The 26,589-nt window shown below is 63.8% G+C and carries 23 protein-coding genes; 12 read left to right on the top strand and 11 right to left on the bottom strand.

Annotation, left to right across the window (positions count from 1 at the left end; genetic code table 11):
• Nucleotides 1-17 precede the first annotated feature (17 nt).
• A complete protein-coding gene (locus U5782_RS31395) occupies nt 18-2,849 on the bottom strand; it encodes a LuxR C-terminal-related transcriptional regulator (protein WP_322047762.1) in 2,832 nt (943 codons plus the stop codon).
• Nucleotides 2,850-3,320: 471 nt separating this feature from the next.
• On the opposite strand from U5782_RS31395, the gene U5782_RS31390 reads away from it, so the two are divergent.
• Nucleotides 3,321-4,442, top strand: a complete 1,122-nt coding sequence (locus U5782_RS31390) for a porin (protein ID WP_322047761.1) — start codon at nt 3,321-3,323, stop codon at nt 4,440-4,442.
• A gap of 70 nt (nt 4,443-4,512) precedes the next feature.
• On the opposite strand, the gene U5782_RS31385 is transcribed toward U5782_RS31390, so the two are convergent.
• The 3 genes from U5782_RS31385 to U5782_RS31375 form a co-directional block, all read right to left on the bottom strand.
• Complete coding sequence (locus U5782_RS31385) at nt 4,513-5,946, bottom strand: aldehyde dehydrogenase family protein (protein WP_322047760.1); 1,434 nt, start codon at nt 5,944-5,946, stop codon at nt 4,513-4,515.
• Between the two features lie 39 nt (nt 5,947-5,985).
• Nucleotides 5,986-7,287 carry an MFS transporter gene (locus U5782_RS31380; RefSeq protein WP_322047759.1) on the bottom strand — a complete coding sequence of 434 codons (1,302 nt, stop codon included), beginning with the start codon at nt 7,285-7,287 and terminating at the stop codon, nt 5,986-5,988.
• Between the two features lie 129 nt (nt 7,288-7,416).
• On the bottom strand, nt 7,417-8,409 hold the full coding sequence (locus U5782_RS31375; RefSeq protein WP_322047758.1) for a nitronate monooxygenase: 993 nt from the start codon (nt 8,407-8,409) through the stop codon (nt 7,417-7,419).
• A 232-nt stretch (nt 8,410-8,641) separates the two neighbouring features.
• On the opposite strand from U5782_RS31375, the gene U5782_RS31370 reads away from it, so the two are divergent.
• The 9 genes from U5782_RS31370 (at nt 8,642) to U5782_RS31330 (ending at nt 17,030) form a co-directional block, all read left to right on the top strand.
• On the top strand, nt 8,642-9,460 hold the full coding sequence (locus U5782_RS31370) for an enoyl-CoA hydratase/isomerase family protein (protein ID WP_322047757.1): 819 nt from the start codon (nt 8,642-8,644) through the stop codon (nt 9,458-9,460).
• 126 nt (nt 9,461-9,586) lie between these two features.
• Complete coding sequence (locus U5782_RS31365; protein ID WP_322047756.1) at nt 9,587-10,336, top strand: electron transfer flavoprotein subunit beta/FixA family protein; 750 nt, start codon at nt 9,587-9,589, stop codon at nt 10,334-10,336.
• Between the two features lie 24 nt (nt 10,337-10,360).
• Nucleotides 10,361-11,293, top strand: coding sequence for an electron transfer flavoprotein subunit alpha/FixB family protein (locus U5782_RS31360; protein ID WP_322047755.1), 933 nt, complete (start codon nt 10,361-10,363; stop codon nt 11,291-11,293).
• A 63-nt stretch (nt 11,294-11,356) separates the two neighbouring features.
• Nucleotides 11,357-12,109 carry an SDR family NAD(P)-dependent oxidoreductase gene (locus U5782_RS31355; RefSeq protein WP_322047754.1) on the top strand — a complete coding sequence of 251 codons (753 nt, stop codon included), beginning with the start codon at nt 11,357-11,359 and terminating at the stop codon, nt 12,107-12,109.
• A gap of 37 nt (nt 12,110-12,146) precedes the next feature.
• Nucleotides 12,147-13,295: an acyl-CoA dehydrogenase family protein gene (locus tag U5782_RS31350; protein WP_322047753.1), complete on the top strand. Its 1,149-nt coding sequence runs from the start codon at nt 12,147-12,149 to the stop codon at nt 13,293-13,295.
• Between the two features lie 9 nt (nt 13,296-13,304).
• On the top strand, nt 13,305-13,805 hold the full coding sequence (locus tag U5782_RS31345) for a MaoC/PaaZ C-terminal domain-containing protein (protein ID WP_322047752.1): 501 nt from the start codon (nt 13,305-13,307) through the stop codon (nt 13,803-13,805).
• A gap of 14 nt (nt 13,806-13,819) precedes the next feature.
• Nucleotides 13,820-14,614 (top strand): citryl-CoA lyase, encoded by a 795-nt coding sequence (locus U5782_RS31340; protein ID WP_322047751.1) that lies wholly within the window; start codon nt 13,820-13,822, stop codon nt 14,612-14,614.
• A 70-nt stretch (nt 14,615-14,684) separates the two neighbouring features.
• Nucleotides 14,685-15,878: an acyl-CoA dehydrogenase family protein gene (locus U5782_RS31335; RefSeq protein ID WP_322047750.1), complete on the top strand. Its 1,194-nt coding sequence runs from the start codon at nt 14,685-14,687 to the stop codon at nt 15,876-15,878.
• 9 nt (nt 15,879-15,887) lie between these two features.
• The gene (locus tag U5782_RS31330; RefSeq protein WP_322047749.1) at nt 15,888-17,030 is read left to right on the top strand and encodes an acyl-CoA dehydrogenase; all 1,143 of its coding nucleotides are present in this window, start codon (nt 15,888-15,890) and stop codon (nt 17,028-17,030) included.
• Nucleotides 17,031-17,131: 101 nt separating this feature from the next.
• Here U5782_RS31330 and U5782_RS31325 read toward each other — a convergent pair whose 3' ends face one another.
• On the bottom strand, nt 17,132-17,878 hold the full coding sequence (locus tag U5782_RS31325; protein WP_322047748.1) for an SDR family oxidoreductase: 747 nt from the start codon (nt 17,876-17,878) through the stop codon (nt 17,132-17,134).
• Nucleotides 17,879-18,095: 217 nt separating this feature from the next.
• Between U5782_RS31325 and U5782_RS31320 the strand changes: the two genes are divergently transcribed.
• Nucleotides 18,096-18,992: a LysR substrate-binding domain-containing protein gene (locus U5782_RS31320; protein ID WP_322047791.1), complete on the top strand. Its 897-nt coding sequence runs from the start codon at nt 18,096-18,098 to the stop codon at nt 18,990-18,992.
• Nucleotides 18,993-19,064: 72 nt separating this feature from the next.
• On the opposite strand, the gene U5782_RS31315 is transcribed toward U5782_RS31320, so the two are convergent.
• The 5 genes from U5782_RS31315 to U5782_RS31295 all read right to left on the bottom strand — a co-directional run bounded on the left by U5782_RS31315 (nt 19,065) and on the right by U5782_RS31295 (nt 24,080).
• Nucleotides 19,065-19,886: an SDR family NAD(P)-dependent oxidoreductase gene (locus U5782_RS31315; RefSeq protein WP_322047747.1), complete on the bottom strand. Its 822-nt coding sequence runs from the start codon at nt 19,884-19,886 to the stop codon at nt 19,065-19,067.
• A gap of 28 nt (nt 19,887-19,914) precedes the next feature.
• Entirely contained in the window at nt 19,915-20,331 is a 417-nt protein-coding gene (locus U5782_RS31310) for a MaoC family dehydratase (protein ID WP_322047746.1), read from the bottom strand.
• Nucleotides 20,332-20,344: 13 nt separating this feature from the next.
• On the bottom strand, nt 20,345-20,785 hold the full coding sequence (locus U5782_RS31305; protein ID WP_322047745.1) for a MaoC family dehydratase N-terminal domain-containing protein: 441 nt from the start codon (nt 20,783-20,785) through the stop codon (nt 20,345-20,347).
• Nucleotides 20,786-20,813: 28 nt separating this feature from the next.
• Nucleotides 20,814-21,998: a lipid-transfer protein gene (locus U5782_RS31300; protein WP_322047744.1), complete on the bottom strand. Its 1,185-nt coding sequence runs from the start codon at nt 21,996-21,998 to the stop codon at nt 20,814-20,816.
• 201 nt (nt 21,999-22,199) lie between these two features.
• Nucleotides 22,200-24,080, bottom strand: a complete 1,881-nt coding sequence (locus tag U5782_RS31295; protein ID WP_322047743.1) for a feruloyl-CoA synthase — start codon at nt 24,078-24,080, stop codon at nt 22,200-22,202.
• Nucleotides 24,081-24,441: 361 nt separating this feature from the next.
• On the opposite strand from U5782_RS31295, the gene U5782_RS31290 reads away from it, so the two are divergent.
• Nucleotides 24,442-25,731, top strand: coding sequence for an MFS transporter (locus U5782_RS31290; RefSeq protein ID WP_322047742.1), 1,290 nt, complete (start codon nt 24,442-24,444; stop codon nt 25,729-25,731).
• Nucleotides 25,732-25,738: 7 nt separating this feature from the next.
• Here U5782_RS31290 and U5782_RS31285 read toward each other — a convergent pair whose 3' ends face one another.
• Entirely contained in the window at nt 25,739-26,431 is a 693-nt protein-coding gene (locus U5782_RS31285; protein ID WP_322047741.1) for a Crp/Fnr family transcriptional regulator, read from the bottom strand.
• Between the last annotated feature and the right edge of the window lie 158 nt (nt 26,432-26,589).

Here is a 26,589-nt window from a genome sequence, read left to right as displayed (position 1 = left end):
CAGGCGCGCGCGTCAGGTCACTCGGCCGGCTTCGCGCGCACGAAGCCGGGCCCGGAACCCCACTGGATATCGCGCAGGCGGTCCAGTGCTTCGTCCCGCCCGGAAACGCCCAGCTTGCCGTAGATGTTCGCCAGGTGCCACTTCACCGTTTCGGGCGAGAGGCCGAGCGTGCGAGCGATTTTCTTGGCCGTGAAGGCTTCCGCGAGCAGGCGCACGACATCCGTTTCGCGCTGGCTCAGCTTGGGGATGCTGGCGCCTGGCGCGTGGGCGTCCGGTAGGGGCGCCTCTCGCGCCGCGCCCTGTGCGGCGCGTGCCTGGAGCCGCTCGACATAGAACGTCACCACGGGATCGGTGGCCCCGTCCTGATTCACGGCGACGATCAGGGCCAGCGCGTCGGGGGCCGCTTCCATCAGGGTTCGGCATAGCCCAAGGCGATGGCCGCGCTGCAAGGCGTCCACGACGTCGGCGCGCGCGGCGGCATGCCTTCCCAGCCGCGAGAGCGTGACGCCGCGCTGCATCAGCGCGCTGACCCGCTCGCGTTGACGCCCGTGCGTTTCGCACCAGGCGATCAAGGGGGCAAGACGCTGCACGGCCTGTTCGAGATCGCCCGTCGTAAGGCAACGCTGGATCAGCGCGCTTTGCGCGACGAAATGAATCTCGCTGAACACAGGGCCCGTGCCGCCACGATGCGCATTGTCCAGCGCGCCAAGGCGCTCGAGTGCCGCCAGCGCCGCGTTGGATTCGCCGATGGCAAGGCGGCAGGCGATCTGTGCGCCCAGGCTGTGCGCGATCAGCCGGTCGAGGCCGAGCTGGGCGGCGTACTCTTCCAGCCGCTCCAGATAGGCGAGTGCGTCGAGCCGGTGGCCGCTGCCCCAGTGCGCGTTGGCGAGCGCCATCATGATGCGCAGCACCGCATCGGGCAGCGAAACCCGTTCGAGCGTATCCACGCGGTTTTCGAGCAGGTCGCGCGCGGCGCGAAATTCATTGCGCTCGACCAGGATCTCGCCGAGCAGGGCGGTGGCGAGGTTCGCCGCTTCGTGACAGGCCCGGCCCTTCAATTGCGCGTCGCGCAGCACGGAACGGTAGAGCGGTTCGGCCTGGGCCAGGTTGCCTTCATAGGCATAGGCCAGACCCGCAAAGCAGCGTCCGAACAGCGAGCCGGCAATGCTGCCGATGAGCGGCGCACCGTCGATCGTGACCACGGGCGCATCGAACTGCACCTCACGGGCGCGTTGATATTCGCCGCGCTGCAAATAGAGCCAGCTGAACACGTGCCGGGACATCGTCGTGATGATTTGTTCGGCGGAGTCCGGGATCGCCGTGAGCGCGGCTTCGAGCCTCTGGACGCCGTCGACGTTGTCGCGGTGGATTTCCAGCCCGGCGCGCAGCACCGTCGCCGTGAAGCGCGCCCGCGTCCTGTCGGCGGACAAGGTGGCATCCAGCGCATCGAGCGTGGCGGCGCAGGCGTCGAATTCCCGCCAGTACATCTGGACATGCGCCATCCACGAACGCAGCGGCACGCTGGCCTGCACGTGCTCGTCGGGCAATTCGCGCATCAGGCGCATCAGCTTGGCGCGATCGCCGCAGAGGAACAGCGTCTGCGCGGATTGCTCGATCATGGCGGCGGCGCGCGCGGGCTCGCCCGCGCTGAGCGCGTGGCGAATCGCTTCGTCGAGGTGGCCGCGCTCGTGGAACCACTGGGACGCTTTGGCGTGGATGGCGTGGCGCGCGGCTGCGTCCCAGGCGTCAAAGCGCTCGGTCAACGACTCGCGCAGGAGCGGGTGCAGTGCGTACCACGTTTCCCACTCGCTGCGATCGACCGTCGAGACGAACAGATTGTCGGCTTCGAGGCGCTCCAGCGTTCTGTTGACGTCGAGGTTCGCGCCAGCGTGCGCGTCGTCGCGCAACGCGGCGCAGAGCGAGGCGCAAAAGCGGTTGCAGGCGCTCACGCAGACCAGCAGGTCCAGGTCGTCCGGGGCGAGACGGTTGAGCACTTCCTCGTCGAAGTAGCGGGCGAAGGCGCGGGTGTCGCGCAACTGGTTGTGGAAGAACCGGCTCGTGGCGCCAGGCTTGGGGGCGCCGCGCCGCCTGCGCTTCCAGGCGACCGAAAACAGCTGGAGCCCGGCTGCCCAGCCGTCCGTCAAGGCGTGCAGATGTTGTGCGCTGGCGTCGTCGATGGAGCCCAGTTGCGCATTGAGGAACTGCGTGGATTCCTGCTCCGAGAAGCGCAGATCGGCAGCGCCGAATTCGAGGACCTGGCCCTCGACGCGCAGGCGGTCGAGCGAAACGGGCACCGACGAGCGGGACGCGAGGACGAGATGCAGATTGTCCGGCGCATAGTCCAGCAGCCATTGCAATGCGGTGTGGATCGCACGGTCCTTCAGATAGTGGAGATCGTCGAGCACCAGCACGAGTTCGCGTCGATGCTGCGCGATACCCCGCACGAGCGCGATGACCGTGCGCTCCGCGGCGGCTTCGTTGTTGCCCGTGTCCTCCAGTTCCTCCGCTTCGCGCGTCATGGCGGGCGAGACGGCGGCCACGCTTCTCGTCACGTAGCGCAGCCAGACCGGCAGGCTGTCGTCCTCGGGGGCGAGCGACAGCCACGCCACGTCGTAGCCCAGCGGCATGAGCGAGCGGCACCAGGCGGCGAGCGTGGTCGTCTTGCCGTAGCCGGCCGGACCCTGGAGCACGAAGCAGCGTTGGCGGCGCGCCTGGGTGAGCCGCGTGAGCATCGACTCGCGCGTCACGACGCCCCGCACGATGCGCGGCGGCACGAGCTTCGTGTCGATGACGGATTTGAGCGGGGCGTCGTCCGCGGCAGACCGGGCGCCATCAGGACTCTCAGGCATGCGCGAGGGGCGCCCGTGATCGCGGCGCAAGTCATTCTGAGAAAGCAAATCTAGCATATCCGGACAGCGTTGAAGACCGGGGCTCGCGCGGCCCGGTTTGACGGCGCGCGGCAAGCGCGACATGCCGGGGCGGGCGCGCGAGGGCCCTTGCGCGCTGGGGCGCACCGGCGTGACTGGCGCGAACAGGTCGGCGCCACTGCTCCCGAGCATAAGCCGGCGGGCGCGGCGCAAACACCACCGCATTTGGGGGGGGGCGGTCCGGCGCGGTGCGCGGAGCCTGGCCGCGCAAGCCCGTCCATGCCGGTAGGGAGGAACACAGCGCGGCCCGGCGGGTATTCCCGCCCCCTCACCTTAGGTAGGTTTTTGCCGGACGCTCCCTGAAACACTGCTATCAGACGGGGCCGGCGCACGCCGGACGAGTCCGCGTGACCGGACCCCGTCGAATGCGGAAAACACAAAGAGGAGACATGCATGCGAGGTATCAGCAAGGGCAAAGGCATTTGTGGCGTGACGTTGGCTCTGATGGCGAGCGGTGCGGCGGCGCAGTCGAGCGTCACGCTGTACGGCGTGGCAGACACGTTTTTCCAGTACCTCGACAACGGCGGCAATCATGCGTATTCGATGCGCAGCGGCGGCAACTCGGGATCGATGTTCGGCCTGAAGGGCGGCGAAGATCTCGGCAATGGCCTGAAGGCCGTGTTCGATCTCGAGAACGGCTACAACGTCAACAACGGCACGTCTTTCGTGGACTCGACGGCGTTGTTCTACCGCCAGGCGTGGGTGGGCGTCGCCAGCGAAAAATATGGTTCGCTTACCTTCGGCCGCCAATATCAGCCGACGTTCTGGGCCGTGTATCCGACCGATCCGTTCCGCGCCAACGAGATCCTTTCGCCGCTCTCCGCAGCCGTGCTGGCGGTCGATCGCAACACGTTGTCGACGCAATCCCCGACGGGGCGCACGAGCAATTCGGCGCTCTACAAGTCGCCCAATGTTGGCGGGTTCCAGCTCTACGCGATGTACGGCCTGGCCGCAACGGTCACACAGCCGGTTCCCGAGAGCATCGGCAATTCGCTCGATCTGGCCGCAACGTATTCGGGCTACGGGCTCTATGCCGCGATCGGCTATCAGTATCAGCATCCGGCCACGGAGACGGTGCCGGGTTTGCCGGCCGCCTTGAACCTCGTCGGCACGCAGCACTTCATGGGCGCGCTCGCCTACCGCATCGGCATCGTGAATCTTCAGTTTAACTACGCGTATAGCCAGCCGAAGGACCCCGCCGCGCATTCGCTGGCCGCGCTGCTGGGCACGGCCAGGTCGAACAGCATCATCGAGCTTGGCGCGACGATCCAGGCGAGCTCCGCCGACACTGTGGAGATCGCCGGCATCGAGCGTGACGTGCGCGGCGTGCACGACAACACGATCGGCGTTCAGGTCGGCGCGGATCACAGTCTGTCCAAACGCACGTCGCTGTACATGCGTGCGGGCTACCTCAAGAACAACGGCGCGGCGACGATGAGCTGGCCGGGTGTGTCGGTGACGAGTCCCGGCACGAAGCAGACGCTCGTCGTGCTCGGTATGACGCATCGGTTCTGATCAAGTAGACGTTGCAAACGAAAAACGGGACCGTTGGGTCCCGTTTTTTATGATTGGGTATCCTGATGAATCAGGTGGGCGAAGTGGATGTAATCGACTTGTATTCGAGGAACTCCGCGAAGCCTGCGGCGCCGAATTCGCGCCCATTGCCCGAGCGCTTGTAGCCGCCGAAGGGCGCGGCAAGATCGAACGACGCGCCGTTGATCAGCACCGTACCGGCGCGCAGACTGGCCGCCGCACGCTGCGCGCGCGCCGGATCGCCGGATGCCACGTAGGCGGCCAGGCCATATTCCGTGTCGTTGGCGATCTCGATGGCCTGCGCTTCGGTGGCGTACGGAATCATCGCGAGCACTGGGCCGAAGATTTCCTCGCGGGCAATGCGCATGTCGTTGCGCACATCGGCGAACACGGTCGGTCGCGCGTAGAAGCCCCGCTCGATGCCGCCCGGGCGGCCAGGTCCGCCCGCCACGAGGCGCGCGCCTTCGTCGATGCCGGCCTGGATCATCGCCTGCACGCGCTCGTATTGCGCTCGGTTCGAGATGGGGCCGAGTTTCGTTGCCGGGTCGTCGGGATCGCCTGCTGTGATCGCGTTCGCCACGTCGGCGGCGATCGCGACGGCCTGCTCGTAACGGTCGAACGGCACCAGCATGCGCGTCGGCGCGATGCAGGTCTGGCCGGCGTTCGTCATGCATTGCATCACGCCGGTCGCGACGGCCGTGCGGAGATCGGCATCGTCGAGAATCACGAGCGGCGACTTGCCGCCGAGTTCCTGCGTCACGCGCTTGAGCGTCGGCGCGGCATGGAGCGCGACATCGACCCCGGCGCGTGTCGAGCCGGTAATCGACACGACGTCGACCGACGGATGAGCGGCGAGCCGCGCGCCCACGACGCTGCCTTCGCCAAAGATCATGTTGAAGACGCCGGGTGGGGTGCCTGCTTCATGAAAGATCGTTGCCAGCATGATGGCGTCGAGCGGCGCAATCTCCGATGGCTTCAGGACGACGGTGCAGCCTGCGGCGAGAGCTGGCGCGACCTTGGCCATGATCTGGTTCAGCGGCCAGTTCCACGGCGTGATCAGTGCGGCGACGCCAATCGGCTCGCGCACGACGCGGCTTCTGCCGCGTTCGGTGCTGAACGCGAAGTCGCGCAAGGTCTCGATGGCCGCGTTCAAGTGGGCGAGGCCCAGCGGCGCCTGGAGGGTGCGCGCGAGGGTGATCGGCGCGCCGATCTCCTGGCGCACGGCTTGGGCGAAGTCTTCGAGACGTGCCTGATAGCGCGCGGCGATACGTTCCAGCAACGCGATGCGGGTTTGGCGATCCGTTGCAGACCAGGCCGGGAACGCGGCGCGCGCAGCATTGACGGCGCGGTCGGCGTCGGCGCGGGTGCCCATCGCTAGATGGCCGGCCGGTTCTTCTGTGACGGGGTCGATCATTTGCCACTGTGTCGCGCCGTCGAGCGGGCTGACCCATTCGCCGCCGATATAAAACGGGTTGAGCGTTTCCAAGGCGTACTTCCTTCTGGTTTGAGAAAAGAGGGGACGTGTTCAGACCGTCGCGGCAGACGCGAGCGGGTTGAGGGCGAGCCGCGAACGCTCGGGATGCAGCCAGCACAGCGCCGCGAGCGCGGCGACGATGAGCAGCACGGCGCCGAGGGCGAAGCCAAGCTCGTAGGCATGTGCCGCGCTGGCGCTCCTCGTTTGCACGAGGTGGCCCATGACGATGGGCGCAATGGCCGCGCCGAGGCTGGAAATGGCGGTCTGGATCGCCATCAGCGCGCCGCGCCGGGATTCGGGTACGACTTGCGCGAGCAGGGGCGGCGCGAGCGAAAAGCAGAGTGTCGGCAATGCCGCTGCGATCGCGTACAGCGTGACCTTCTGAAGCGGTGACAGCGCAACGAGCAGGAGCAACGCGAACATCGCGCTGCTCGCGATGAATGCGCCCGCAACGAGTTGCACTCGCGCGCGGCGCGGGCCGATCCCGCGTTCGATCCACTTCTGCGACATCCAGCTCAGGCCGATGTTGACGGGCGAAGCCGTGCCGATGATGACCGCGAACCAGCGGCCGGATTCCAGGCTGCTGAATCCCACGCCCTTCTCCAGATAAGTGGGCAGCCAGGCGATGCCCTGGCCTAGCGCCCAGTAGGCCGCGAAGCCGAGCAGAAGGATGGACAGCACAGAGGGGTCGGCCATGATGCGCCAGTAGGACAGGCGCTCGCCGGGGGCCGCCGGCTGTGCCGCGTCATGATCGCTGCGAGGGTGCGCGCCGATGGAACCTTCACGTCCCAGGCACAGCCACAGCACGCTCCACGCCGCGCCGATGGCCGCGAGCACCAGAAAGTTGCTGCGCCACCCCCACGCGCGGGTGATCGCCGGAATGGCCAGTCCGGCGACCAGCAGCCCGAATACGGCGCCCTGGTTGACCACGGCCACGGGCAGTCCACGCTTGCTGTCCGGGAACCACTTGAAGAGCGCATGCACCGAGGTCGGGAAGGACGGCCCTTCGGCGGCGCCCAGTATGACCCGGCACGCCAGCAAGGCCGAGGCGCTGGTCGTGAGGGCTTGCGGTAGCTGCATCACGGCCCAGCTGACGCCCATGACGAGCAGCAGCCAGCGCGTACGCATGCGGTTGGAAAGCAAGCCGACAAGAATCGTCGAGGTCGAGAACAGCCAGAAGAAGCTGCCGGCAATCAAGCCGAATTGCTGCGGCGACAGATGCAGATCGGCCATCAGCGGCACGGCGATCATGCCGAGCACGACTTTGTCGAGGAAATTGATCAGCGCGAGGGCCGTCAGCAAAAGCGTCATGGTCCAGGCTGACCGTGGCGCGTAGCGGGGGGATTCGGTCATGGAGAGTCTCGATGGAAGGCCTGCGCGCAAGACGCGCTGCCGTCACTGTCACCGTTGTGAGGCGGTGATAGCGGCTGCACGCCTTCGCGCCGCGATGAAAGGCACGCTGGGTTGAGCGAACTTGAGCGATCAGGCGTAGTGATTCGTTAAGGCATCCGAAGCCTTGAGCGCGGCCCCGAGTGCTGTGCGGCACTGCGCGACCATGCGCGAGACCAGTTCCTCGCAAGACGGAATATCGTCAATCAGGCCGATCGTCTGGCTGGCGCAGATCAGGCCGCCATGCACGTCGCCGGAACGCATGGCCGCGCGGCCGCGGCTGCCGGCCAGCAGGTGCTGAATATCTTCGTAGGTGGCACCTTGCGGCCGGTGCTCCATCGCGACGATTTCCTCCGACACCGCGTTTTTGTAGAAGCGGCCCGTATGCCTGAACGTCCGCTTGATGAGGATCGTGTCCCGTTCATTCGCGCCCAGCAGCGCCTGCTTCACGTTTTCATGGATCGGCGATTCCTTCGTCATCATGAAACGCGTGCCGATATTCACGCCGTCCGCACCCAGACTCAGCGCGGCCGCCATGCCGCGGCCATCGGCAATGCCGCCCGAGGCCAGAACCGGCGCGTCCAACTGCTCGCAGGCAAGCGGCAGCAGGACCAGCCCCGGCACGTCGTCCTCGCCGGGATGGCCGGCGGCCTCGAACCCATCGATCGAGATGATGTCGGCGCCATAACGCTGCGCTGAAAGCGCATGCCGGATGGACGTGCATTTGTGCACGATCGTGATGCCGTGCTCCTTGAACGCCTCGATCAGTGCGCGAGGATTGTTGCCAGCCGTTTCGACGATCTTGACGCCACTGTCGACGATGGCGCGAACCCAGTCACCGTAGGCCATGTCGCGCGCGGCGAAGGAGAGCGTCAGGTTGACGCCGAATGGCTTGCTGGTCAGCGCCCGGGTCCGATCGATCTCGTGGCGCAATTCATCGGGAGAAGGCTGGGTGCGCGCCGTGACCATGCCGAGCGCTCCGGCGTTGGATACCGCTGCGGCTAGCTCCGCACGGCCGACCCATTGCATGCCGCCTTGAACGATCGGGTATTGAATGCCCAGTAATGCCGATAGTTTGGTTTTCACCGTCTGTCTCCCTCATTTTGTGACCGAACCGATGGCGCCCGTCGAGTGCGCGCCCCTTCCAATCTGGGCAGCCTAGCAGCGCCCGGTTGCGCGGCGACCACCCGACTGCGGTAGGTGACGCGCCTGCCTCAGGGGCCCCCATTCGAGGGGGGGGAGTGCGGTGAGAAGGGTGCGAATAATGGCTTCATCGCGCATCGCCGCAGCCCGATCTTCGCCCGATCCAGGACGCTTCATGAACGCAGCAAAAACACCGTTACGCCACGCCACGCTCGTCATCGACGATGGCATCGCCGTCTTCACGCATCAGCGCCCCGAGGCGCGCAATGCGCTCTCGCCGGAGTTGCTCGAAGACTACGCGGACATGCTCGACGCCGTGGAGAGGGACAGCAGTGTCCGCGCGCTGGTTTTAATGGGGTCCGGCGGCAGCTTTTGCGCGGGGGGCGATCTGAAGTCGCTCAAGGCCGCACAGGCTCAGCCGCCGGATGCCATTCGCCGTCGCGTCATGAATGCGCATGCCTGGATGCAGCGGTTGCGCAATCTGGAAATGCCGGTGATCGCAGCGGTGGACGGTGCGGCCATTGGCGCTGGCTTTTCAATCGCGCTGGCCGCGGACTTTATCGTGGCTTCCTCGCGTGCGCTCTTTTCATTGTCGTTCGCGAAAGTGGGACTCGTGCCCGACCTGGGCGCGGCCTATATCCTGCCGCGCCTCGTGGGTCTGGCCACGGCGAAGGAGTTGGTGCTGAGCGCGCGCCGGATCGATGCCAATGAGGCAAAGCGGCTTGGCATCGTGTACGCGATCCATGCGCCTGATCGCCTCGCCGAGGAAACCACGGCGTTCGCGCGTCGATTCGTTGCCGGGCCGCGCGAGGCGATGGGCTTCAGCAAGCGCCTGCTCAATATGAGCTTCGAGTCGCCCTACGCCTTGCTGGCGGAACTGGAAGGGGCCACACAGGCGCTCGCTTCCAGCTTGCCGTATCACGCCGCGTCGATTGCCGCGTTTCTCGACGGGCAATCGGCCCCTTACGATTGGGATCGCCAGCCAGGCGTTTGAGCACATCGACTGTACGTATTCGTAAATCAATGGAATGCCATTTAATCAGGCATCCGAATGATGTGATCGGTGAAAGGAATGCTCGTTCCGCATGCAGGGGCGGGCGAAGAACAGAGGAGACGAAGAGTGAAAGTGCTGGTTGGAGTCAAGCGGCTCGTTGATGCAAACGTGAAAGTGGGCGTGCTCTCGGACAACACGGGCGTGGACGTGTCGAACGCGAAGATGTCGATGAACCCGTTCGATGAGATCGCCGTGGAAGAAGCCGTGCGTTTGAAGGAAGCGGGCGTTGCGACGGAGGTCGTTGTGATGTCGGCGGGCGTCGCGGCATGCCAGGAGACGCTGCGCACGGCGCTGGCCATCGGCGCCGACCGCGCGATTCTCGTCGAAACCCAGCAGGATTTGCAGCCGCTGGCGGTGGCGAAGCTGCTGAAGGCGCTGGTCGACAAGGAGCAGGCGCAACTCGTGATCCTCGGCAAGCAGGCGATCGACGACGACTGCAACCAGACCGGCCAGATGCTCGCCGCGCTCGCGGGCCTGCCGCAGGCGACGTTCGCATCGAAGCTAACGATCGCTGACGGGCGGGCCACGGTCATGCGGGAAGTCGATGGTGGAACGCAAACGCTCTCGCTTCAGCTTCCCGCCGTCGTCACCACCGACCTGCGTCTGAATGAGCCGCGCTATGTGACGCTGCCGAACATCATGAAGGCGAAGAAAAAGCCGCTGGAAATCCTGAGCCCTGAAGAACTGGGCGTGGATGTGACACCGCGCGTGAAGACGTTGAAGGTGGTCGAGCCGCCGAAACGTGCAGCCGGCGTGCGGGTGCCCGACGTGACGACGCTGGTCGAGAAACTGAAGACGCAGGCCAAGGTGCTGTAAGCAAGAGAAGCGGAGACAACAGACATGACGATTCTGGTAATGGCGGAACACGACCACGTGTCGATCAAGGGCGCCACGCTGAACACGGTGGCCGCGGCGGCCAGGCTGGGCGGCGACATTCACGTGATGGTGGCGGGGCACAACGTTCAGGGGGCCGCCGACGCGGCGGCGAAGATCGTGGGCGTGACGAAAGTGCGGGTTGCCGATGCGCCGCAACTGGCCCAAGGCCTGGCGGAGAACGTCGAGGCGACCGTGCTGACTATCGCGAAGGAGTACTCACACATCCTCGCGCCGGCGACGGCCTACGGCAAGAATATCGCGCCGCGCGTGGCGGCGAAGCTCGACGTAGCGCAGATCAGCGAGATCACGGCCGTGGTGTCGGACGATACCTTCGAGCGCCCGATCTATGCGGGTAACGCAATTGCGACGGTTTGCTCGAGCGATCCCGTCAAGGTGATTACGGTGCGCGCCACCGGCTTCGACCCGGTTGCCGCCGAGGGCGGCAGTGCGCAAGTGGAAGCGATCGCAGCGGCGCCCGACGCGGGCATGTCGCAGTTCGTAAGTTGCGAAGTGACGAAGCTCGAGCGCCCCGAACTGACGAGTGCGACGACCATCGTATCGGGTGGACGAGGCCTCGGAAGCGGCGAGAACTTCGCATCGGTGCTGGAGCCGCTGGCGGACAAGCTTGGCGCCGCGCTGGGCGCTTCGCGTGCGGCAGTCGACGCAGGGTACGTTCCGAACGACTACCAGGTTGGCCAGACGGGCAAGGTCGTCGCGCCGCAACTGTACGTGGCCGTGGGCATTTCGGGCGCGATCCAGCACCTCGCAGGCATGAAGGACTCGAAGGTGATCGTCGCGATCAACAAGGACGCGGAGGCGCCTATCTTCAGCGTGGCGGACTACGGTCTCGTTGGCGATCTGTTCGCCGTGGTGCCTGAGATGACGGCAATCGTCTGACCCAAGGATCTCGCCCGCGAGCACGGGCGGCGAGTAGCAGACAGACATGAAGGAGCGGGGAACATGGATCTCGGATTGACTGGAAAGGTCGCGCTCGTGACGGGCGGCGGCCGTGGGATAGGTGCGGAAGTCGCGCGCACGCTTGCACGCGAAGGCGCGCGCGTGGTGGTGTCGGATATCGATCTCGACGCTGCCGTCCAGGTGGCCGACGAGTTGCGCGCGAGCGGCGCCGAAGCCATCGCGGTGCGCTGCGACGTGTGCGACAAGGACCAGGTGGAGAAGATGACGGCGGACGTTGCCGAAGCCTTCGGCGGCGTGGATATCCTCGTCAACAACGCCGGCTTCAACAAGGACCGTTACCTGACGAAGATGGACGAGTCCGAATGGGACGCGGTGGTCGATACGATCCTCAAGGGCGCGTTTCATTGCAGCCGCGCGGTGCTACCGGGCATGATGGCGCGCCAATGGGGGCGCATTGTCAACATCTCGTCGCGCTCGGTGTTCGGCAACCCGGGGCAGACCAACTACAGCACGGCCAAGCTCGGGCTCGTCGGCTTCACGCGGGCGCTCTCGCTTGAGCAGGCGAAGTTCGGGATCACGGTCAACGCCATCGCACCGGGCTTCGTCGAAACCGAATTGATGCGTGCCAACCCGACCTACGAAACGCTGCGCGACGCGGCGATTGCAAAGAATCCCGTCGGCTTCCTGGGCGCACCGGACGACATCGCGTCGGCGGTCGCTTTCATGGCTTCCGCGCGTGCCCGCTATATCACGGGCGTCACGCTGTACGTAACGGGTGGACGCTTCTCTTCGTGATACGTCACGTGTTTCAGGCTACAACACAGGATTACTGATGAATTTCGAGTTCGACGCGGATCAGATCACCCTGCGTGACAGCATCCGCCGCTACATGCGCAAGGAAGTGGCGCCGAGGATCGACGAATGCGAGAAGGCGCGCGGCATTCCGCTCGACATGCTTGCAGGCGTCAGCCAGTTCGGCTATATCGGCGGATTGCTGCCTGAAGACGCCGGCGGCATGGACCTCGATTTCGTCACATGGGCGATGATGCTGGAAGAGGCCGGCTATGTATGGGGCTCGCTGCGCACCATCGTCAACATCACGAACGTCTTCCTGCGACTCGTCAGCGAGTACGGCACGCCCGAACAGAAGACGCACTTCCTCGCACCGGTTCTTGCCTCGAAAAAGGCCGCATGCGTGGCCTTCAGCGAGCCGAATCACGGCTCGAATCCGGCTGGCATTGAGGCGCGGGCCGAAGACAAGGGCGACCACTATCTGCTCAACGGCAGCAAGCTCTGGATTACCAACGGCGTAGCCGCCGACTACGTGATCGTGCTCGCGCGCACCTATAGTGCGACCTCGGACGGCGGCCACACGCTGTTCCTGATCGACAAATCGGTCACGCCGATCGAGGCTCGACTCGTCGACAAGATGGTGCTCAAGGCGTCGGGTACGTCGGAATTATTTTTAGAAAATATTCGTATTCCGAAGGAAAACAGATTGGGCGCAGAGGGTAGTGCGCTCAAGTCGATGGCGATCGGCCTCAATTACGGCCGGATGAATATCGCAATGGGCGCGGTAGGCGCGGCTCAGGCGGCGCTCGATCTGTCGATCGAATACGCCAGGACGCGCAAGCAGTTCGGCAAACCCATCGGCCAGTTCCAGCTCGTGCAGAAGCATATCGTCGACATGATGGTGCGCACCGAGGCGGCGCGCGCGCTCGGCTACAAGGCTGCGGCTTCGCTGCAAAAAGGACTGCCATCGCGGGTCGAATGTTCGATCGCGAAGCTCTATGCGGCGGAGGCGGCGCACGAAGTCGCGAGGATCGCGATTGCGGTGCATGGCGGTCTGGGCTATTCGACCGAATACCCGCTCGAGCGGATTTTCCGCGACACGAGTGGCGGCGTCATTCCGGAAGGGACGGCGGAAGTGCAGACGCTCATCGTGGGCCGCGAAGTGCTCGGTATGTCGGCCATCACCTGAGGGGCCGCGATGACAACGATGAACAGTATCCCGCCCGACGCGCTTGGCGCCTTGCGCTACTACTGGGAAGACATGGCGCCGGGCCTGCAGTTCGAAACCTCGAGCCGGACCGTGACGGAAGCCGATGTCGTGAGCTTTGCGGCACTGAGCGCCGACTATAACCGCGTGCACGTGGACGCCGAGTACGCGGCTGGCACGCGCTGGGGCAAGCGTATTGCGCACGGCATGCTGGTCGCTTCGATCATGTCCGGGCTGAACACGCGCACGATCGTCAACCAGCTGCTGGAGCCCTCGCTAATTGGCATGCTGGAGGTGAGCTATCGCTTCCCGAAGCCGACGCTGATCGGCGACACCATCAAGGCGAGGATCGAAGTGACGGGGCGGCGCGAGACGTCGAACCCCTCGCACGGCATCGTCGAATTTCGCCGCGTGGCCATCAACCAGCACGGCGACGCCGTTTGCGAGTGCCAGGTAAAGATGATGGTGAGCAGAAGACCTGCGGCACATTGAATACGGAACGCCTCATGATCAAGACGGAAATTGGTTACACCACAATCGACAAGATCACCGTTCGCGAACGGGACTTGTCGAACGAGATTCTCCCGACGATGGATTTCGTCGACACGATGATGCTGACGATCCTGAATCGCGTACCCAGCGCGCAGGAGAAGCGGATGATCAACCTGATTCTCGTGACCGCATGCGACCACGGCCTCACGCCGAGCGCGATGAGTGCGCGGCTGACTTACCTCGGCGCGCCCGAGGCGATGCAGGCTGCCGTCGCGGCAGGGTTGCTCGGTGCGGGTAGCGTGTTTCTCGGCACCACGCAGAACGCGGCGGAATTGTTGATCGAAGCGGCGAAGCCTCTGGCCGACGACGCGAGCGACGAAGCGTTTCGCGAGTGCGCGCGTGCGACCGTGCTGCGGGCAAAGGACAAGAAGCAGCCGATCTACGGCGTGGGGCATCCGATCCACGTGAAGGGCGACCCGCGTGTGTCGACGCTCGCTGCGGTGTCGCGGGAGAACGGGGTCTTCGGGAAGCATTGGCGCCTCATGTACGCCATCGAGAGCGTGTTTCGCGAGGAACTGGGCAAGCCGCTACCCATCAACGCAGTTGGGGCGATCGGCGCGGTTATCGGCGACATGGGGCTCGACCCGCTGCTCGCCCGTGGGTTCATGCTCGTGGGCCGCGCGGCGGGGCTGATCGGCCATCTCTACGAGGAACGGCAGAACCCGGTGGGGCAGGCGCTGTGGGATCTCGTCCTGAGTCAGGACCCCCGTAACGAGCTACCCGTGCGCACGCCGAAGCAGGCCCGCTAGCGTAAGGCAAGATGCCCGATACGCAGGCGAAGGCATTGACGATCGCGGCGCGACGAAATAAGGATTGCATATGAAACTGGATTATTCACCGGAAGACCTTGCATTTCGCGACGAGGTCAGACGCTTTGTTCGCGCCAATTTGCCGGACTCGCTGCGCGACAAGGTGCTGGGGCACCACCATCTTGGGCGCGAGGAGCAGGTGCAGTGGCAGAAAATCTTGCATCAGCGTGGCTGGGGTGCGCCAGGATGGCCAACGTCGCTGGGCGGAACCGGATGGACGACGTTGCAACGACATCTGTTCGAGGTGGAATGCGCCATCGCGGGGGCGCCGCGGCAGTTGCCGTTTGGCTTGAGCATGATTGGCCCCGTTCTGATCAAGTTTGGCAACGAGACGCAGCAGAAGCGCTTTTTGCCGCGTATTGTGTCCTGCGACGACTGGTGGTGCCAGGGTTACTCGGAGCCTGGAGCGGGTTCCGATCTGGCTTCGCTGAAGACGCGGGCCGTTCGCTCGGGCGACCACTATGTCGTCAATGGCCAGAAGACCTGGACCTCTTTTGCGCAGCACGCCAACTGGATTTTCTGTCTGGTGCGCACCGATCCGCAGGCGAGGCCGCAAGCGGGCATTTCCCTGTTGCTGATCGACATGAACACGCCGGGCATCACCGTGCGCCCGATCACGACGCTCGAAGGGGCAAGCGACGTCAACGAAGTCTGGTTCGACGACGTCAAGGTGCCGATCGAGAACCGGGTGGGCGAAGAAAACGCCGGCTGGACCTACGCGAAATATCTGCTCGGTCATGAGCGCACGGCCATTGCCGGCCTTGGCAATTGCCGTCGCGAACTGGGCCTGTTGAAAGCGTTTGCCGCCCGCGTGCAGCAGGGCGGCAAGCCGCTGAGCGCCGACATTCGCGTGCGGGAAAAGATCGCTCGCATCGAGATGGAAATCATGGCGCTCGAAATGCTGCTCTTGCGCGTTGCCACGGAGGCCCGCAGCCGGACTGCGGGACCCGAGGCATCGATTCTCAAGATCCGCGGCTCGGAACTCCAGCAGGAAATCTCGGCGCTTCAGCTCGACGTGATGGGCCCCGATGCCTGGCCCTATGCGCCGTCGTGGCTCGCGGGAGACTTCGATGGCTGGACGCCTGGGACGCTCCACGGCGCCGGCGCCGCAAGCAGCTATATGGAAATGCGCAAGCCCACCATTTATGGCGGCACGAATGAAGTGCAACGAGAGATCATCGCGAAGGCGATCCTTGAACAGTGAGGCAGAAACATGGACTTCTCCTATAGCGAAGAACAGCGCCAGCTTTCCGACAGTCTGCGACGCTTTGTCGAAAGCCGATACACCATCGAACATCGTCGCAAGATCGCGCGGGAACACAATAGTTTTTGCCGCGATGCGTGGCGCGCGTACGCCGACTTCGGCGTGCTAGGTCTGACGATCCCCGAGGCGTACGGCGGCTTTGACGGCAAGGCCGTCGACACCTTTGTCGTGCAGTACGAAGCCGGGCGCGCGCTGCTGCTCGAGCCGATCATTGCGAGCAGTGTGGTGAGCGCGGCACTCTTTACCGAATTTGGCAACGATGCGATGAAGTCGGCGTGGCTGCCCTCACTCGCCGATGGCAGCAAGGTCGTCACGCCAGCCTGGCAGGAACGCCACGCACGTTACGATTTCGATGCGCCGCAAACCAGCGCGTCGACGCTTGGCGCGGGCTATCGGCTCGACGGTTGCAAGCTGCATGTCTGGCATGGCGGCTCGGCGGACGCTTTCATCGTTCCCGCGTGGAATACCGCATTGGCATGCGTCACGCTATTCGTCGTGCCGGCTGGCACCGCTGGCGTGACGGTTCGTGCTTATCCGACCGTGGACGGGCAAAGCGCCGCGGAAGTCAGGTTCGATTCGGTGTTCGTTTCGTCCGAAGACGTGCTAGGCGATTCGCGCGCGGGCGTCGAGATGCTCCAGGCCGGACTGGATCGCGGTATCGCGGCGCTGTGTGCGGCGTCGGTCGGGGCCATCGACAAGCTGATCGAAGCGACGGCCGAATATCTGCGTACGCGCAGGCAGTTCGGTCAACCGCTTGCGGCATTCCAGGCGCTTCGTCATCGGCTCGCGGACATGCTGGTGCAAAAGGAGCTTGCGCTCTCGATGGCGCATCTTGCAGCCGCCGCAATGGAGGCGGCGCCAATGGAGCGTCGCAAGATGATCTCCGCGGCGAAAGTGATCGTCGCAAAGGCGGGGCGCTTCGTGGGGCAGAACGCTGTGCAGTTGCACGGTGGCATCGGCGTGACGGCGGAACTGGCTGTTGGCGATTATTTCAAGTTTCTGATGGCCGCCGGGCAATTGTTTGGCGATGCTGATCATCATACGGACGCTTTTGCGAGCCTGCCGCTTGAGGAGGCGGATAGCCTGGCGTAGTGGGGCGAGGATCGGCGCGCAGGAAGGCTCGCGAGATGCCGCGTTCCTGCCTGAAAGGAAACGGCCAGGTGCCCGGCTCGTCGAGTACGGTTACGCGGGCTTCACAGCGTCTGGCCATTCTCCACTTTGATAATCTGTCCCGTCATCGATTCTGCTTTAAGCAGCATCAAGGCCGTTTCGGCAATGTCCTCCGGTGTGGAGACCCGCTGCAAGGCCAGACTTCCCGCTAGCATTCGCATTTTTTCCTCATTCCCTGCCCACCATCTTGTTGCGACTGCCCCGGGCGCCACGCAATTGACCCGGATCGCGGGAGCCAGTGCGCGCGCGAGTGATTTGGTGAGCCCATGAACGGCTGATTTGGATACCGCATACGGAAGTGAAGACCCGTAACCGGTCTCGCCGGCTATGCTGCCGATGTTGACGATGGCGCTGCCAGGGTTCTCTCTGAGGTAAGGTGCAGCGGCCCGGCAGCAATGAAACGTACCTTTCACGTTGACTGCGATGAGGGTGTCCCACGTCTCGTCGGAGATTGCATCGAGATCGTCAAAGCGAAGCTGTCGCGTGATCCCGGCATTGTTGACCAGATAGTCAATCCCACCAAAAGCGTCAACGGCAGCGAGTGTCATCGCCTGCACGGCCGATTCATTTGCGACATCCGCTTTCAGCGCGATAGCCCGGCCACCGTTTCCGGTAATCAATTCTGTGGTCTCCAACGCCTCGTGTTCGCTTTGCGAATAGACGACCGCCACGGCAGCGCCTCTCTTTGCCAGCGCGATGCTGATTGCCCGTCCAATACCTGTGCCGCCACCCGTGACGATTGCGGATTTACCGTGAAACTCATCGCGCATACTTAATCCTTGCGTTTCGATTGACTTAACGATGACGACGATGAAGCGCCTTGTTCTGAGCCTGCTTCTCGCTTGCCGCGGTGCATGTTCAGGAACGGTACGCCGGGTTCGCCGTTGGCTTCGCGGGAGAGTTGACGTCGCTATTGTTCCGCAGCATCATCATCCTGAATATCAATATTTTTTTGATGAATCGTTCGAAAAAACAGGATCAATTGAAGTGGCTCGTACTAACTTCGATATTGCCTCGCTACGCACCTTCGTGACAGGCGTGGACCTTGGAAGCTTCGCAAAGGCAGCGAGTCGCATCGGGCTTTCTACATCGGCGGCAAGCGCGCAAATCAAGAAGCTGGAAGAGCAGGCCGGAACGGCTCTGTTCAGGAAAGCGGGGCGCAACCTGGCCTTGACCGAAGAGGGCGAAACCATGCTGACCTTCGCGCGGCGGCTAATTGATCTGAACGACGAAGCTGGTGCGGCTATCCACAGTGCCGGCCTTGAAGGCTGGGTGCGACTAGGGCTTCAGGAAGAATTTGGCGAATCCATCCTTCCGGATGTGCTCGGCCGGTTCGCACGTCAACATCCGAAAGTTCGCATTAGCGCACGCGTAGCGGGCAATGCCGAGCTTCTTCAGCGCGTTGACTCAAACGAACTCGACCTGGCGCTCCTGTGGGGAAGCGCTGGTTCGCAGGGGGCGGCCCCTCGTGCGAATACGCACGTGGAGCAGATTGCCGAACCGTCTATGTGCTGGATTGGTTCGGCGGCGTTTCCGTGGCGCGCGGACTGCGGTGAGCCGTTACCGCTGGTGGGATTCGATCGTCCGTGCCGGTTCTTTGGCGAGGCGACCGCGGCGCTCGATGCCATGAACATTCCGTGGCGTTTGGCATTCACCAGTCAAAGTCTGGCGGGTTTGTCGGCAGCAGTCGCTGCGGGTCTCGGTCTGACTGTTCGCACGCGATACGGTTTAGGGGCTAACGTGCGCGTACTCGATGCCTCTGCGCTTGGGCTTCCGGCACTCCCATCCCTGCCACTCGTACTGGTGCGTAACGCGGCAATTCAAGCATCTCCAACAGAACGGCTTGCCTCCATCATTGTGGAATTGCTGCGTGACGGCCCCTGAAAAAAGCTCCGGCTGGCGTTTCATCACCAACCGGAGCGTGTGCCCGCAGAAACCCTGTCGCGTTTCGCCGCGTTATTGCAAACTGCCCGCCACGGCAATCGTCTGGCCGGTGATGTAGTTCGACTCGGGCGAGCAGAACAGATACACGCCGCCCGCTGCTTCCTCGGGGCTGCCGCCACGGCCGAGTGGGTTGCGCTGGGCATGGGCCTTGAAGAAGTCGGCGTTCAGGCCGACGCGAATATCACGCCCTTCGATCTGCACCGTTTCCGCCGCTTCGGTACTCACGGTCATGCGCGTGTGGATCAGACCGAACGCCACGCAGTTCACGTTGACGTTGAAGCGGCCCCACTCGCGCGCGAGCGCGCGCGTCATACCGATCACGCCCGCCTTGGCCGACGAGTAATTCATCTGGCCGGCGTTGCCGTTGAGCGCGGAGGTCGACGAGATGTTCACGATCTTGCGATACACCTCGCGGCCTTGCGCTACATCGGCCTGGTGCAGCGCCTTGATATGCGGATACGCAGCGCGCAGGATGCGGAACGGCGCGGTCATATGGCAATCGAGGATCGCGTACCACTGCTCGTCGCTCATCTTCTGGATCACGTCGTCCCAGGTATAGCCCGCGTTGTTGACGATGATGTCGATGCCCTTGTAGGTCTCCATCGCCGTGTTGACGAGTTGCTCGCCAAAGTCCGGCGCCGTCACGTTGCCAACACACGCCACCGCCTGCGCGCCCATTTTCCTGAGCGCTTCGACCGTTTCGTGCGCCGGTTCGGCGTCGAGATCGTTGATGACGAGGCGCGCGCCTTCGCTCGCGAGTTTTTCGGCGATTGCGCGGCCGATGCCGCGTCCCGATCCGGTGACGAGCGCCACCTTGCCGTCAAGCTTTCCCATTTTGCAGTCTCCTTTGCGTCGATGCGATTTACAAGGCAACCACGGCGTCGCCAACGACGCGCGGTTCACCATATTGATTGGATGTCTGGACTTCGAGACGCACGCGCGACTCGCCATCCACCTTGAACTTTTCGACCACGCGCGCGGTGCAGGTGATTTGATGTCCGAGATGCGTGATGCCGACGAATCGCACACCGAACTGACGCAATTGCCGCTGATCGACCCACTGCGTGAGCAGGCGGCCAAGCCACGCCATCGAGAGCATGCCGTGCGCGAACACGTCGGGCATGCCTGCTTCGCGCGCATAGTCAATGTCGATATGCACGGCGTTGTGATCGCCCGACGCGCCCGCGAAGAGCGCGAGCATCGTGCGATTCACGGGCGGCAGCGTCAAGGGCGGGAGTGTGTCGCCTGGCTGGATGTCGTCGAAGTGAATAGGGCTCATCGTATTCTCCGGTTCAGCCGTTGCGTTGCACCAGCACGCTGCGCAGATCCGCCACGTGTTCGCCGTGCTGGTTGGTCACGCGCGTTTCGCGCACCACGAATTCGAGTGCGCCGCCTTTCTTGTCGTAGATGTCCGCAATGCGGCACTGAAAGCGCAGCACGTCGCCCGCGTAAGCCATGCGATGGTAAGTAAAGGATTCCTCACCATGCAGGATGCGCGCCATCTGGATGCCGACTTCCTCGCGCCAGCCGGTGTTGGGTTGTTCGAGTTCCAGCGAGAACAGGAAGGTCGGCGGCAGTGGCAGGGCAGGGTGGCCCGCGTCGCGCGCCGCGGATTCGTCGAAGTAAATCGGATTGGTCTCGCCGGTCGCCTTCGCGAAAAAGCGCAGTTGTCCGGCTTCCGCCGCGACGCTGAATTCGGGCATCGTCTTGCCGATGAATTGCTTGTCGATCATGTCGATCGCTCCTCTAAGGCGGGGCAGGTCAAGCCGACTTGTAGACGGTCACGACGCACGCGCCGCCAAGGCCCACGTTGTGCGCGAGCGCAACCTTCGCACCCTCCACCTGACGCTGATCCGCCGCGCCGCGCAGTTGCTGCGTGAGTTCATAGCATTGCGCGAGGCCGGTCGCACCGAGCGGATGGCCCTTGGAGAGCAGGCCGCCCGACGGGTTGACGACCCACTCGCCGCCGTAGGTGTTGTCGCCGTCGTCGACGAGCTTCGCGGCTTCGCCTTCGGGGCACAGGCCCAAGGCTTCGTAGGTGATCAGCTCGTTCTGCGCGAAGCAATCGTGCAATTCGATCACGTCGATGTCCTTGGGGCCAATGCCGGCCTGTTCGTAGACTTGTTCGGCGGCCATGCGCGTCATGTCGAAGCCGACCACGCGGATCATGTCGCGCGCGTCGTAGGTACTCGGCAGATCGGTCGTGAGCGATTGCGCGGCGATCATGACGTCGGTGCGCAGGCCGCGCTTCCTCGCGAATTCCTCCGACACCACGATTGCCGCAGCGGCGCCGCAGGTCGGCGGGCAGGCCATCAGGCGCGTGAGCACGCCTTCCCACAGCATGGGGGCGGCCATGACGTCCTCGGCAGACACGATGTTGCGGAACACGGCGAGCGGATTGCGCGCGGCGTGCTGGCTCGCTTTCGCGCGGATCTTCGCGAAGGTTTCGAGCTTCGTGCCGTACTTCTTCATATGGGCGTGGCCCGCGCCGGCGAACTGGCGGATCGCGCTTGGCAGGTCGGGGCGGTCGACCAGTTCGTCGACGAGGTTCAGCGCGCGTTCGAGCGCGCGTTCACGATCGTCCCAATGGCCTTTGAGCGCACCCGGCTGCATGAATTCGAAGCCGACTGCAAGCGCGCAGTCGACCGCGCCGCTTTGCACGGCTTGCCGGGCGAGAAAGAGGGCGGACGATCCCGTCGCGCAGTTGTTGTTCACGTTGATGACCGGAATGCCGGACATGCCGACCTGGTAGAGCGCCTTCTGTCCACAGGTCGAGTCGCCGTAGACGTACCCGGCATAGGCCTGTTGCACGTCGCGGTAATCGAGACCGGCATCGGCGAGCGCCTGGCGCGTGGCGACGGCGCCCATCGTGTCGTACGTTTCGCTCGTACCGGGTTTCTTGAACGGGATCATGCCGACACCGGCGACATAGACATTTCGGCTCATGGAGCGACTCCTTCGGATTAACAGGTTAGGGTTGGAGCGGGCGCGCGGCGGCAGATGCGCGGGCCGCGGGTACTTGATCGGGTGGTCGTAATCCGTGCATCGAATCACGGAAACTGATTCGTCATCCTGATTAGTTTCGCCGGACGGTTTTTCGCAAGCCGTGTCGTGCTGTCTCGAACGACGCGGCTCGGGGCGAGGAATTTAGCGAAGGCTGGCGATATGCGCGTCGGGCTCGGCGCGATAAAGCGCTTCGACCAGATGCGCCCGGCGCGAGCGGGTGACGGCCTGATTGACGTAGCCCTTGTCGGCGATCTCGTTGGCGTCCATCGAAGGCGGTTCGTCCATCAGCATCAAACGCTCGACCCTTAGGCTCGCTGCCCCAGAGCCGGTTTTAGCCAGACGATTGCGCAGTTCGCCGACCAGCACGGGATGCCGCACGAGCGTGGCGGCGTCCAGTCCGGCGAGTTCCGGGAAGGCGCGCTGGCAGGCGCCGATATTGGGCCACGCAAGCGCCGCCAGGAAACCGCGGTCGTGGCCGCAGATCACGGCGTCGCTCAGGAGCGGCGCACATTGTTCCAGCAGCGCGAGACGCACGGCGCCGGTACGCACCCAGGTGCCGTTGGTCAGCTTGAAGTCCTCGACGACACGGCCCGCGAACACCAGGCCGGCTGAGATGTCGTCGGGATCGACGAGCCGCACGGCGTCGCCGAGGCGGAAAAAGCCTTCTTCGTCGAATGCCGCTGCGTTCAACTCGGGATTCTTGATATAGCCGCCGAATACATGCGCGCCACGCATGCGGAATTCGTAGCGTCCGTCGCCGCCGTCGAGCGGGCAGAGCTTGACCTCGGCGCCGGGCACGGGTGTGCCGATATTGCCGACGTGTTCGGTCGGCCAGCTGCAATAGGTGCCCATGCCGGTGGTCTCCGTCGCCGCGAGACCCGAGCAGAACATGATGCGCGAGCCGATCGTCTGCTCGGCGACGCGCTGGATACGCTCCCAGACGTCCGCAGGGAGGCTCGCGCCGCCGTAGCCGAAACATTGGGCGTTCGAGAACACGCTGCGGGCCAGCGCCGGGTCGCGCTCCAGTTCGTTCGCAAGCACCGCCCAGGCGGAGGGCACGCTCGTGAGCAGTGTCGGCGAGATTTCGCGCAGGTTGCGCACGGTTCGCTCGATCATGCCCGGCAGCGGGCGGCCATCATCGATGTAATGGGTTGCGCCGAATTCGACCGAGCGCCCGAGGTTCAGGACGCCGCCAAGCGCATGATGCCAGGGCAGCCAGTCGAGGAACACCGGTTGCGAATCGTGCAGCCATGCAAGATTGTCGGCGTAATAGGACGCGACCGCCCGGAAGTTACGATAGGTCAGCGCGACGCCTTTGGGCGTGCCGGTCGAACCGGATGTGAACAGCACCCGCACGGTGTCGTCGAGCCGGTTCGCGGCGTGCGCGCAAGCGACGGCGGCGCGACGCTCGGGCGTAAGTGGGGTGCCCGCGAGGGCGGCCCACGTCAGTTGGGTATCGCTTTGGCCTTCGACGGCAATCACGGGCGTGCCGTTGTGCTTGAACACCGCCAGCGCGCGCTCGAAGGCGCTCACCGACTGGACGAAGATCGCGGCGGGCGGAACGAGTTCGGCAATGCCCTTGAGCCTCGCGAAGTCCTGGCTGTGGAGCGCGTAGGCCGGGCACACCGGCGCGGTGGGCACGCCCACATATTCGGCCGCGAGGAGCAGGACGGCCTGCTCGAGTGAGTTGCCCGAAAGCAGCATGAGCGGGCGCGTGCGGCCCAGACCGAGTTCGAGCAAAGCCGCGCCAACCGCCTGGACCTGCTCCCACAGTTGCGCCCACGTAATCGCGCGCCAGGCGCCGTCCTGGGCGCGTTGGCAGAAGGCCGCCGTGTCGGCGCGCTGAGCGGCCCACTGGGGGATGAAATCGGCGAAGCTCTTCTGGCTGATATCGGGCGGCGGGTTGGCGGAGCGCAGAATCAGCGTGCCGTCCACGCGGCGCTCGACCAGCGTGCGCCGTTGAGGAAAGCGGGCCGCACGCCAGGGGGCTGCCGCGTGTTGTGGGTCGATGAGCTTGGTCACTACGCCTGTCTCCTTGGCATCCGGACGCGCCGTGTCGCGGTCCGCGTCTTGTTCTGTCCTGTGTCGCCCGTTTCACCTCTTCTGCGCCGGTTTGCGCGGGAGGCTTTACGGCTTCTAGGATAGTCGGTGCGTGGCGGGGGCGAGCCCCCCCTAAACTGGTGGTGCGGGCTGGGGGCGACTCCGACGATGCCCCAGTCCCTTTCGATACCGGGCAAACCCGCAATTGCAAACTATCTTGCAGTTGCGGGTTCAGGCCCACTCTACGCTTGCCTGACGAAATGGCACCGGCATGACGCCTGCGCCAGGATCAAGGCCCGCATAGCGGCTAGTGTGAACTGCCCATTTAACGATGGACTCCTGAATGTCAGACATTGCCGCATTCCAGTGCGCGAGTTCCTCGACGGATCTCGAAAGGATGTACCAGAAGATCACGCGAAGAATCGTCCCGTTACTCTTTCTCTGTTACCTGTTTGCCTACCTCGATCGAATCAATATTGGCTATGCGCAGTTGCAGATGCGCTTCGATCTGCATTTTTCCGATGCGGTGTATGGCCTGGGCGCCAGCATGTTCTTTGTCGGCTATGTGCTCTTCGAAGTACCCAGCAATGTACTCTTGAAGAAAATCGGCGCGCGCAAAACCGTGCTTCGCATCATGCTGTGCTGGGGGCTCGTTTCCATGAGCACCCTGTTCGTAACGAGTCCACTCGAATTCTATGTAGCCAGATTCTTCCTTGGCGTGTTCGAGGCTGGCTTCTTTCCTGGCATCCTGTTTTATCTGACGCTCTGGTTTCCAGCCGATCGCCGGGCGCGCATCGTCGCGTTCTTCATGGCCGCCACCGTCGCGGCGGGATTGATCTCGGGTCCCGTTTCCGGCTACTTGCTGCAGGGCATGAACGGCGTTCATGGGTTGCGAGGGTGGCAGTGGGTGTTTCTGTTGGAAGGCATGCCAACTGTATTGTTAGGTATGCTGACGTATTGGATGCTCGTCGATGCACCGTCCAATGCCCGGTGGCTTTCGGCCACGGAGAAAGAGGCCATTGCGCAAGATCTCGCCGATCAATCGAGCCGTGCGCCTGCTGAAACGGCTCGTATCCGCGAGGTGTTTCGCGACAAATCTGTCTACCGGCTCTCGGCGCTCTATTTTTCCATGAGTTGCGCCGCTTATGCCTTGAGCTTCTGGATGCCGTCGATGCTGGAACGAGCCGGCACGGTTGGCGTGCAACGGATCGGTTTGCTCTCTCTGATTCCCTACGCATGCGGTGTCGTGGCGATGATTGGCTACAGCCGTCACTCCGACAAGACCGGGGAACGGCGCTGGCACTTCGTGTTTGCCGTGTTGCTTTGCGCCTTGGCGCTTGTGTTCAGCAACTGGACGCACGGATTGCTGTGGCCCTCCGTCGCGCTGATTTCCGTGGCTCTCGCGGCCGTGATTTCCTCTTTTCCGGTCTTCTGGGCCGTGGCGACGTCGGTGCTGCGCCGGGAATCGGCGGCTGTCGGCATCGCCATCATTACCAGCCTGGGCGCGGTGTCGGGAATTGTCTGTCCGTATGCGATCGGTCTCATCAAGACTTCGACAGGAAGCCTCGATGCCGGGCTCTATGGCTGCGCGGTGCTACTTCTGGTGGCAAGTGTGGTCATGCTGCGTGCTTGAGACGTTTTCAGTCGTCCTCTTGCAGCGTCGAAAGGATGTCTCTCGAAAGGATCTGGATGCGGCCGTAGTGAAGGGAAATCGCGCCTTTGGCGACCATCGCCTTCAATTCGATCGCGAGCGTCTGGCGCGTGATGTCCAGCATCATCGCGAGCATTTCCTGTGACAGCGCGATCTCTTCGCGACCCGCAGCCCCCATGCTCATGTCGCCGGAGGCCAGCAGAACCAGCCTCCGGGCGATCCGTGCCCGTGTGGAATAGGCGGCGGAGTCGTCGATAATCCGATAGAGCCAGCTCGTGTGGATCGACTGTAGCTGGGCGATCGCTCGTGCAAAAACCGCATCGTTCATCAGGGTTTCGAATGCCTGAGGCCTGACCGCCAGAACGGTGGTGTTCTCCAGGGCGACGACATCATGCGCGTGGGGCGCCCCACTGATCATCGACATCTGACCAAACCAGTTGCCCGCTTCGATAACGGCGAGGATAGCCTCCCTGCCGTTTTCCCTGAGCGTCGAAGCCTTCAGGCGCCCCTTGCTGACGCAATAGAAGCCGTTACGCCGATCGCCGCGCCGAAACAGGTATTCGCCGGACTTGAGCGGAACGGTTCGGCAACCGGCGAGCAATGCGTTCTGCGCGTCCCCAGGTAGCGAGCTGTACCAGGGATTCGCGCGCATCCCGGCCGATGCCTGTGCAATGAAAGTCATTTGAAAACTCAAAAAAGCCAGAAGAGACGCGAAAAATGGAAGATATCTTGCGGTGCGAAGATAGGCGTTTTTGTACGCTATGGTCAAGCTGACGGCCGGCACAAGAGTGTTGCACCGGCGTGTTGCACCGATCCGCGAGTTCTGATTCCGCCCCCACA

This window comes from Paraburkholderia sp. J67 (assembly GCF_905220265.1).
In the GTDB taxonomy this organism is placed as follows: Bacteria; Pseudomonadota; Gammaproteobacteria; order Burkholderiales; family Burkholderiaceae; genus Paraburkholderia.
This window is presented reverse-complemented; position numbering and strand designations above follow the sequence as displayed.